Genomic DNA, 9,557 nt, shown 5'->3' with positions numbered 1-9,557 from the left:
GCAGCGGTAGTTCAGTTGGTTAGAATATCGGCCTGTCACGCCGAGGGTCGCGGGTTCGAGTCCCGTCCGCTGCGCCATTTATCTTGATATCCTGAGATTAAGATATTCAAATGTAAAATGATTGTTCTTTTTACATCTCATTTAGTTTAAGCAGTGCAACATTGTTTATTCTCCTCAGGGCGCTTAGCTCAGTTGGTAGAGCGTCTGCCTTACAAGCAGAATGTCGGCGGTTCGATCCCGTCAGCGCCCACCAAGTTTTCTTTCTTCTATTTATTTATTTTAAAATTTTGTGTAGAATATCTATATAATTATTTTAAAAATAAGTATCTTATGCGAAATCCATATCAACGCAAGGCTGCGTCTTCGGTACAGAAAAATACTGCTCAAGCGACAGATCAATATAAGGCATTTATCGAAAAAATAGTGTCTGATGCTAAAGTTTTTGCACTTTATGATGAAGGTTGGGCTTTATGTGCAACTCCTACAGGACAACAAGCTGTAGCGGTATGGCACAGTAAGAGTCTGGCGCAATTATTGGTCAAAGACAACTGGAGCCGTTTCGATGTTCAGGAAGTCAATTTTATTTCTTTTATCGAGCAAATGATTCCTTTTATTCAACAAAATGATACTTTGCTGTCAATCAATTTAACCCCTGAAGGGCAGAATATTTTGGTGTCAGGACGTAAGTTCTTGTTGGACATAAAAAGTTATTTATATCAGCTTTACATAGCTCAACCTGAGCTTTTTCGAGATCAAACCCGAATCCCTTTACCACGCAAGATTCGGATACATCCTTGATAGATGGTGAATAGAGTTGTATTTAATTTAATACTCTCCAAGTACCCAACCGCTGATATATGCAAAATATTCTCTTAACCATGCGTTATATCGAGTACTCAAGGGTGTTTCGGCTCCAATCGTGATGAAGTTGCGATAACCTTGTTTTTTTGCAATCGCTGCTGCTCGTAGTGTATGGAAATCACTGGTGACAATTGCAATTTTTGAATTTAAAGACAAATCATGCTGCTGCAAAATAGCTTGGCTGTTCTTGAGGTTTAAATCTGTACTGGTACTTTTATTTTCTTGAAGAATTCTATGGGGTTGAATCTTATAATTTTCCTCTAAGTAGTTGGACATAATTTCAGCCTCAGTTTTAATCTCACCAAAATCTTTCCCACCACTTACAATAATCGATGTTTGTGGTTGTTGTTGTGCAATATTCCCTGCACGATCTAAGCGCTTGGCGAGTGTAGGTGACGCTTTACCTTGTGTTATTCCACTACCTAAAACAATGATTGCATCTAAACCATTCTCAGCATGATTTTGTTGTGTTTTAAAATGGATATAGCCAAAAAAGCCAATGAGACTGATCAACCAAATTCCAAACACAGACCAGCCTAAACGCCAGAGTTTTTTAAGTTTGCTGTGATGTGCCAGATATTGTTGGATTACCTTTCCCCATATGGCGGTGCAGATAAAACCCAAACCAATCAATAAGGGTAAGAGAGTGCCTAAATGAATTTTTTTATACAGTAGCAAAATAAAGCCATCAAGAAATAATAATAAGCCGATAATGAATAGGCTTAAACGCAATAATTTATTTTTGTTCATGGTCTGTGATAAATAATGTCATCCAGCGCACATTGTAAACGATCTATAGCAATTGAGGTTAGTGAAAAACAAACCGAGCAATTTTGCTCGGTTTGATGGACTTATTTAGAACTGCTTAGATGCTATAAGTAGCTTAGTAAACATCACGTCGATAACGTCCATCTAGGCGTAATTGTTCAACTGTATCTTGCCCTAGAATATCAATCAAAGCTTGATCAACATCGCTTGCCATACCTTCAATGCTTCCGCAAACATAGATCACGGCATCATTGGCAATCCATTTCCGAACTTCATCAGCATGATCACGCAGTTTATGGTGAACATAGACTTTTTCTGCTTGATCACGGGAAAAAGCCAAGTCGATTCGTTGTAGCATTGCTGTATTTTGCCAAGCTTGAATAGTCTCTTTGAAGAAGAAATCATGTGCTTGCTGACGTTCACCAAAAATTAACCAGTTTTCCGTATAATCCAAGCGAACACGGGCATGGATTAAACTCATTAAACCTGCAATCCCTGTTCCATTTCCAATACAGATAATCGGGCGATTATCCGTGATTAGATGGAATGAATCATTATTGCGAATTCTTAACGCAACTTTGTCACGCAATTTTAAGTGTGAGGTCAACCAGCCTGAACCTAAACCAAGTTCACCTTGAGCATCACGTTGTTGACGAACCACTAAACGTAATACCTGCTGACTTGGAATACTGGCAATGGAGTACTCACGAGTAGGCAGGGTAGGCAACTGCTCAAGTAAATGCTCCATATTGGCAAAAGGCTCAACTTCGACAGTTAAGTCCCGATTCCAAAGGATATTTTTAATCGATTGTTGCTCATGTGAATCGACAGCTGTATCTGGATTAATTTGGTATTTATCTAAAAATTGTTGAATACGTTCAAGGCTATTTCCAGTTTGTATTTCTGCAATATCACCGGCTTGCCAGACTGTTTCATGACAGGCATGAAGTTCAATGTTGAAAGCTGGTGCGCCCAAGCTCTCTGGATTGAGTAATTCTCGTTTGCTCAAATGCCATTGATCAAACACTTTATCAATCGACATGGTTTGCAGGTCAAGTTTGGTGGCTTGAATTAAAGCTTTATTCCATTGTTGAATATCGCTATTGCTGCCATTATTCACTTCGATGGTCGTAAATAATTGCTGTGCGCCAGATTGTTTTAACCAGTGATCTATATGATGACCAAAACTACAGTAAGTTTCAGGATAGTCTTGCGAGCCTAAGGCTAAAACGGCATATTTGAGATGAGACAGATCTAATGATTTACTCATTAACTTCTTCTCAAAATGTGATGCTAAATCAGGTGCTTCACCAGTACCATAAGTGCTGGCAATCCATAAAACTTGTTTTGCTTGTTTTAAATCTTCTTCAGAAAGCTGTTGAGCAGATTTTACTGTAGTGGGTTGATGTGCTTCTTGTAGACTGATAGAAGTACGCCATGCCAATTGTTCAGATACACCTGTCTGTGAAGCATAAACAATCAACCACGGAGTTGCATCCGGATCAATTTGAATTGCTGAGCCAGATTGTTTTGCCGCAAGGGTTAATTTCTTTTGTTTACGACGTTTTAAGTACAACATCCATCCCGTGATAAAGAACAACGGCATTGCCAATGCGGCAAGCATAATGATGAATTGGAACACTGGACCAAAAAAGCTACCGCGATGAACAGGTAACATACTGCTCATGATTTTTTCATTCAGCGGTTTAACTTCATATAAATCAACTTTTTCAATTTGAGCTTTTTGATAATCATAAATCGCTTTGTTTCGTGCGCGCTCGTGTTGAGGAATTGCATCAACAAATGTCAGTTCGACCTTACCATCAGCTTTTTTAGGAATCGAAATTGTTAGGGTCGAATAATCACGTTTGATTTGTGAATTAAAACCATTCCATGTTTGTATTAGGACTTGTTGAATCTGTTCAGGTTTTAGCCCTTCATTTGCTTCTCGATGACCACCACGCGGATGTTGATCACGTCCTTGTGCTGAAAGATTGGACGGTGTGCGTGTTGGTTGCGGGTCTGCGGTATTGCTTTGGCGCCCTTTGCCTTCACCCATGCGAGGTGCTTGCATTTCGGGTTGAGGTCTTTCAACGCCCATCACCTTGAACATCCCGTCACGCCACCAGTCATATGACCAATACAACCCTGTACATGCTAGAAGTAAATAGAAAATAACAACCCAAGTTCCAACCACTGCATGCAAATCCCAAAGGAAATTACGACCTTTGAGTTTAGGCTTTATTGCAAACCATTGTTTGAAAGAATGTTTTTTTGGCCAGCGAAGATATAAGCCACTGAGTACAAAGAAGATCAGCATCAATGTACTTGCACCTGTAATCTGTTTGCCGACTTCGCCTACAGTGAGATTACGGTGAAGTTGCTGGATAAATTGGAAAAAATCTTTGCCTTTAACTTCAGGCAAGATTTCTGCTGTATAGGGGTTAACCATCATGGTATACCCTCTACGTGCACCTTCTTTAACAATATTAATATTTGACGCTTCTTCAGGTGCTTTGGCGACAGTGATACTGTTAATCTTCATTTCAGGATTTTGAACTTGAAAATGTTGATAAATTTCAGCAGGAGTTAACTTTGCATGATTTTCAACTTTTACAGTAAAACTGTCTGGATTTAACCATCTTTGAATCGGTTGTTCATAAGAATAGATTGCACCAGTAACCCCCATAATCGAAAGGATCAAGCCCGCTGTAATGCCTAAAAACCAGTGTATTTGGAAAAAAGTCTTTTTAAACATGGTGATGGAAAGGGAAGAATTGTTTGATTACAGATTATAGCTGAATATCTTGGAGAGATAATGAATTTTGCAGATAATATTTATTCTCATTATCATTTTTATTAAAATAGTCATCATAAATGTAAAAAAACCTCCAACGATGGAGGTTTTGTGAAGTCTTTACTGTTTACAGTGTTTTTGCTTCACCAACTGATTCTTTAAGATGTTTGCGTAAAGTCTCGAATGGAAAATTTTTGCTGTCCATACGCTTAGGTAAAATATACGCACCTTGCTGACCTTTTACTTTAAAATTCACAAGTAAAAATTCTGGTGTGTTATACCATTCATAAACATCTTTCCAGCCAATCGTACCGACACCTTCTTGTACGCCCATTTGCTGACGCATTACGATACCGCTTGGCTGTACACCGAGTTTGACACCTTTGATTTCTTGAACTGGAAACTCATTCATCTTACGTTTTACATACCATTCAAGCCCAAATTTGCGCACTAAGAGATAAATCGCCACACAGGCAAGAATAACCCAAAAAATAATGGTCGAGTAGTTTTTAATTAACGCAATACCCAAGATGGAAAGGACAACAGCGACACCCATGATTGCCCAAGCTTTAGTCCCAATTTTATTGGTACTGCGCCAAATCGCAAGTTGAGCACTACGTTGTTCGGCTTCCGATACTTCGTATGGAACTGGTTGTAAGGTATAAGCGTAAATATTCTTGGCAGTCATAGTGTCAGTAATGTATGTAAATCTAGTCAGAGTTTAGCACTAAATCCCAAGATTTAGTGCGCCTATTGTACCAAATATCTAGGCAAATTTTACGCTCTTTTATAAAGAAGCTAATTCTGTAGATTGATCGTCACGGGCATGGCTTAAATTTTGTTTGAGGCTACTCAATTGTTTGAGGATACTAAACATTAATGAAAGTTGTTGAAGAATAATCAATGACTTAGAGTCATCTGCTTCTGACTGCCCCAAACGGGTACGAATCGCTTGCAGCATATTATGTGCTGTTAAATCAGGCATTTCATCCCGTAACAAGGCACCACGGATATCATCCAAAGCTTGATCCAGTAGATTTAAAACTTGCTGATCCTGGATTTTTTCACGATGTGCACCCAATGCAGCGATGTAACTAAGGAAAGTATGATTTAAGCATAAAAACTCAAAAGCCAATGTTTTTTGACTTTGGTCAAAATCTGGTTCCGTTGCTAAAGTTGAAATCAATGATGCAACTTCAGCATCTGTATTGTGGGCTGCTCGACGAACAATTCGATAGTTCAAACTGTTGTTACGTCCCTGATGATATTGAGTAACAACATCAGCCAAATAATTACATTGCGCTTCCAGAGAACGTTGAATGGTTCTTGGCAAACGACGGAATCTCCAATCTGGAAAAATAAAACTCACGCCAAACCATGCCAAGGCACACCCAATTACCGTATCAATCATACGAGGTAGAGCTGCTTCAAAGCCCAACCCATCTAAGTTAAAGTTGATCAGTGCCATGATGGTAATGAACGCTGTAGCTTGTGCGTATTGTTTACTGCGGAGGTCGAAAAATAACACACCACTTATCACAAGCAACAACAGTTGCCCTTCGATGGAAGGTACAAAGAATAAGATGGCATAACCTAAAATAATGCCACCGAGTGTCCCCACAATACGTAATCTTAGGCGGCGTTTGGTGGCATTGAAATTTGGTTGGCTGACAAAGAGTGCTGTTAATAAGATCCAATAACCATATTGAATATTGGTCAATTGCACAAAAACGTAACCGATAAATAAAACCACAGAAACCCGAATCGCATGTCTAAACAAGACCGATTCTGGGGTTAAATTTTGTTTAATGCGGATAACAATATCATCCCAGCCTTTTAAATCATCATCTTTCAGTTGTTGTTCAACATTTTTATTTTGATCATATTTAATATGACGTTCAGTCTCTAAGTTCTGTAATTGGGCATCGATGGATTTTAAGTTTTGATAAAGTGCAAATAATGAGTTGATCCAAATGAGGTCATAGTGTTCTTCTTTTCTGAGCTTATTTAACGACTGTTTTAAATTTTTAAAGGCATATTCAAAGCGGGCGTTATGTTGGTATGTGGTCCGATGTAAAATGCTATCACTTAAATCCTTACATGCTTTGCCTTGTAGTGCCAAAATACGTTGAAAGCGAAATAAAACATCACTATGTTCAAACATTTTTGCCAGTTTTTGATAATCAATGTGTGCTGAATCCGCACGCTCATGTATATCTTGCGCTACAAAGTAATATTGCAAGCTACGCCGTGTATCACGTTGCCCACGGTCGCCTTTGAGACGGGTGAGTAGTGCTGTGCGCATATCGTTAAAAATGCTAATCAGCTGACCATTCTCCATGGACAGGCTAATCATGCTGTCTTGGTAACTGGTCGCTGTCATATCGACATCAAATAAGTTAGATTTGGAAAAAAGAAAATTCCCCAATGATGAAAAACATTGGGACAGCTTGTCTTGAACCTGACGTACTGGGAAGAGCAAAAAACTGATGGTGGAAATGAGACCGTACCAAATCGCCCCAATCACTAACAGACTAGGTTGGATATACCAATGCTCAAAAAGATGAACGCCAAGCATAGAATAAACTGAAACGACCAAGCAACCATAAGAAATGGTGGCATAGCGTCGTCCCAAAGAACCCAATAAAATCCATCCGATACAAGAAACAATTAAACCTAAAGCAAAAAGTACAGGATAAGGGAATAACAAACTCACTGAGGCAGCGGTGATAAAGAATCCAATATAGGTATAAATCAAATTCATGATCCGCACTGAAAAGCGGTCATCAATATCACTCAGACCTGCGGCAACCACACCCAAGGTCAATGGAATGGTCATCAACTGCTGACCCAATAAATAAGGGACAAAAGCAGTGCCTGTAAAGGCGATGACCATCCTCAAGTTATACATGAAACTTGTGTTATAGGTGGCTTTTCGTAGTTTTAACAGCCATGTGTTCAAAGGAAATCCTTATTCAATCGATACGGTGTTATTGCTGGGGTGCTTGTTTTATTGCTGAGGTGATTTTTCACTTATCTTTGTGACACATCTTACAATGGACAGTGTAAACTTGTTCGCAATATTTAGTATGAAATTATAAACGATCTATGTCTGAAAAAAACGCTGGTCAACAGTATTCAACAGGTTGGATTATGCTTTTGGCACTATTTACCTCGTTAGGTCCTTTATCTATCGATATGTATTTGCCAGCACTCCCACAAATGGCGCAAGATTTTAATGTCACCACCCAGCAAGTTGCCAATACTTTACCTGCGTATTTCTTGGGTTTGGCTGTAGGACAATTGATCTATGGTCCAATCAGCGACCGCATAGGTCGTAAAAAGCCACTTTACTTTGGTATGACCTTATTCGCTTTTGCCAGCTTATTATGCGTTTTAGCTCCTGATCATTGGTCATTGATTGCTGCGCGAATTTTACAGGCTTTGGGCGGTTGTGTAGGTGTGGTCATGGCACGTGCAGCCATTCGAGATCGTTTAGATGTTCAAGGTTCTGCTCAAGCTTTTGCCAGCATGATGATTGTGATGGGAATCGCGCCTATTCTTGCGCCATCTATAGGTGCTGCAATTCTGTATTTCTTTCACTGGCAAACAGTATTTGTTGCTTTATTTTTAATTGGTTTGATCTGCTTAGCCTGTGTTCATTTCTTATTTAAAGAAACTTTAGCGCCATCACGTAGACTTCAACTGAATTTTAGTCAGGTTTTTATTTTATATGCTGCTATTTTTAAAGATCGAAGTTTTCGCTTTCCAATGATGGCAGGTTGTTTTACAGGGGCTGCGCTATTTTGTTATATCAGCTCCGCAGCAGCGGTATTGATGGATGGCTATCATTTAACACAACAACAGTTCGCAATTGCTTTTGGTTTTAATGCTTTTGGTATTATTTTACTGTCCTCAATCAATAAACGTTTAGCCAATCGTTTTTCAGTGATCCGCCGTTTAACCATGGGGGGATTGATTCAGGTTGCAGGTGCATTAATTATTGTGGGAGCGGGTTTAATGTCTCACGCGCCGTTAGTGGTTGTTATGCTGGGTTTATTCTTGACTGTTTCAGGGATCGGTTTTACAGGACCTAATGCGATGGCACTTGCAATGTCAGAACAAGGTTCAAGAGCAGGTACAGCCAGTGCAATTATGGGCAGTATGCAGTTTGCTTGTGGTTTATTGGGTGGTGTGGTGTTGAACTTTTTAGTTTGGAATCACTTATTCAATATGGGGATATTGATGTTGGCTTTTACTGTCGCAGGATTCTTGGCAATTTTAAAAGTATCGCAACAACTTAAGCTCAAACAACTTTCATAAATTCCACGCCATTTTTTACACAAGACATAGAAAAGGTCAAATGTAAAAAAACAAAAGCCGACGATTCGAGTGATGAGTAAATCGTCGGCCAAAATACTTCGTTTATAAAGATTCAGGCTGCTATTCTAAATCTTGAAGAAGCATAAGTTTTTAGTCTCTCTGGGGGAGTTAAGGTCTCCAAATTTAACTGCGGATGCCGTGCAATAAACTTGGTTGCTGCAGACCTTATACTTATATAACGACAACAGTTTCTGATTGGTTGACAAGAAAATGAAAAAAAATTTAAAAAATTTTATAATGTCGGTCTCATTGCAATTTAAGTTGACACTATGGTCTCTTTAAATAAATATTTTTTATGGTTTTTTCTACTTTGTTTAGTGTTAACAATGATTGCTGGCATATTGGCGGCAATTTTACCCAATGAGATTGCAGGTGTGTTCACTGCGCTACCTTATTTACTTGCCATGATTATTGTATTGTATCGTTTTCTAAAACAACAACGTCGAGCACCAACCGATCAAGAACGTAGAAATTTAACCTTAGGTTTTACGCTCATTTTCTGGAGTTATAATATATTGGGCGTTTTCACGGGCGTCTGGTTTTTTTCTCGCAACGACCCTGAAATTTGGCAATCATTCATTGCCTATATGCAAAATATCCGATTTTTGAGCACGATACTTATTATGCTTCTTTTGCTTGCCGTTCCTCTCTTTTTAATTACTTATTGGTTTTATGGAACGCAAGCAAAACGAATGGCGGCAAAAATGTTTGAGAATGAAAATTAGGTTTGCTGGTGTGCTAGCTAAAG

7 protein-coding genes and 2 tRNA genes are annotated in these 9,557 nt (G+C 38.9%); 5 read left to right on the top strand and 4 right to left on the bottom strand.

Annotation, left to right across the window (positions count from 1 at the left end; genetic code table 11):
• The 3 genes from F938_RS16895 (at position 1) to F938_RS16885 (ending at position 798) form a co-directional block, all read left to right on the top strand.
• Positions 1-77 (top strand) — tRNA-Asp (locus F938_RS16895).
• Positions 78-177: 100 nt separating this feature from the next.
• A tRNA-Val gene (locus tag F938_RS16890) sits at positions 178-253 on the top strand.
• A gap of 77 nt (positions 254-330) precedes the next feature.
• Entirely contained in the window at positions 331-798 is a 468-nt protein-coding gene (locus tag F938_RS16885; protein WP_009585222.1) for a DUF2750 domain-containing protein, read from the top strand.
• A gap of 27 nt (positions 799-825) precedes the next feature.
• Here the strand turns inward: F938_RS16885 and F938_RS16880 are convergent, their stop codons facing one another.
• The 4 genes from F938_RS16880 to yccS all read right to left on the bottom strand — a co-directional run bounded on the left by F938_RS16880 (position 826) and on the right by yccS (position 7,388).
• A complete protein-coding gene (locus tag F938_RS16880) occupies positions 826-1,611 on the bottom strand; it encodes a YdcF family protein (RefSeq protein ID WP_005033709.1) in 786 nt (261 codons plus the stop codon).
• A 133-nt stretch (positions 1,612-1,744) separates the two neighbouring features.
• Entirely contained in the window at positions 1,745-4,387 is a 2,643-nt protein-coding gene (locus F938_RS16875) for a PepSY domain-containing protein (protein WP_005033707.1), read from the bottom strand.
• A gap of 166 nt (positions 4,388-4,553) precedes the next feature.
• Positions 4,554-5,114 (bottom strand): SdpI family protein, encoded by a 561-nt coding sequence (locus tag F938_RS16870; protein ID WP_004830134.1) that lies wholly within the window; start codon positions 5,112-5,114, stop codon positions 4,554-4,556.
• 99 nt (positions 5,115-5,213) lie between these two features.
• Positions 5,214-7,388 carry a YccS family putative transporter gene (gene yccS, locus F938_RS16865; RefSeq protein ID WP_080633136.1) on the bottom strand — a complete coding sequence of 725 codons (2,175 nt, stop codon included), beginning with the start codon at positions 7,386-7,388 and terminating at the stop codon, positions 5,214-5,216.
• Positions 7,389-7,534: 146 nt separating this feature from the next.
• On the opposite strand from yccS, the gene F938_RS16860 reads away from it, so the two are divergent.
• Entirely contained in the window at positions 7,535-8,749 is a 1,215-nt protein-coding gene (locus F938_RS16860; RefSeq protein WP_005033703.1) for a multidrug effflux MFS transporter, read from the top strand.
• 329 nt (positions 8,750-9,078) lie between these two features.
• Positions 9,079-9,534 carry an ABZJ_00895 family protein gene (locus tag F938_RS16855; protein WP_005033702.1) on the top strand — a complete coding sequence of 152 codons (456 nt, stop codon included), beginning with the start codon at positions 9,079-9,081 and terminating at the stop codon, positions 9,532-9,534.
• The last annotated feature ends 23 nt before the right edge of the window (positions 9,535-9,557 follow it).

This window comes from Acinetobacter bereziniae LMG 1003 = CIP 70.12 (assembly GCF_000368925.1).
GTDB classification, from domain to species: Bacteria; Pseudomonadota; Gammaproteobacteria; order Pseudomonadales; family Moraxellaceae; genus Acinetobacter; species Acinetobacter bereziniae.
The sequence above is the reverse complement of the archived record's forward strand: the minus strand, read 5'-3'. Positions and strand labels throughout refer to the sequence as shown.

What these genes read in the sequence shown, in the direction of transcription:
- F938_RS16885 (WP_009585222.1), top strand. Translation starts at nt 331, where the DNA reads ATGCGAAATCCATATCAACGCAAGGCTGCGTCTTCGGTACAGAAAAAT.
- F938_RS16880 (WP_005033709.1), bottom strand. Translation starts at nt 1,611, where the DNA reads ATGAACAAAAATAAATTATTGCGTTTAAGCCTATTCATTATCGGCTTA.
- F938_RS16875 (WP_005033707.1), bottom strand. Translation starts at nt 4,387, where the DNA reads ATGTTTAAAAAGACTTTTTTCCAAATACACTGGTTTTTAGGCATTACA.
- F938_RS16870 (WP_004830134.1), bottom strand. Translation starts at nt 5,114, where the DNA reads ATGACTGCCAAGAATATTTACGCTTATACCTTACAACCAGTTCCATAC.
- F938_RS16860 (WP_005033703.1), top strand. Translation starts at nt 7,535, where the DNA reads ATGTCTGAAAAAAACGCTGGTCAACAGTATTCAACAGGTTGGATTATG.
- F938_RS16855 (WP_005033702.1), top strand. Translation starts at nt 9,079, where the DNA reads ATGGTCTCTTTAAATAAATATTTTTTATGGTTTTTTCTACTTTGTTTA.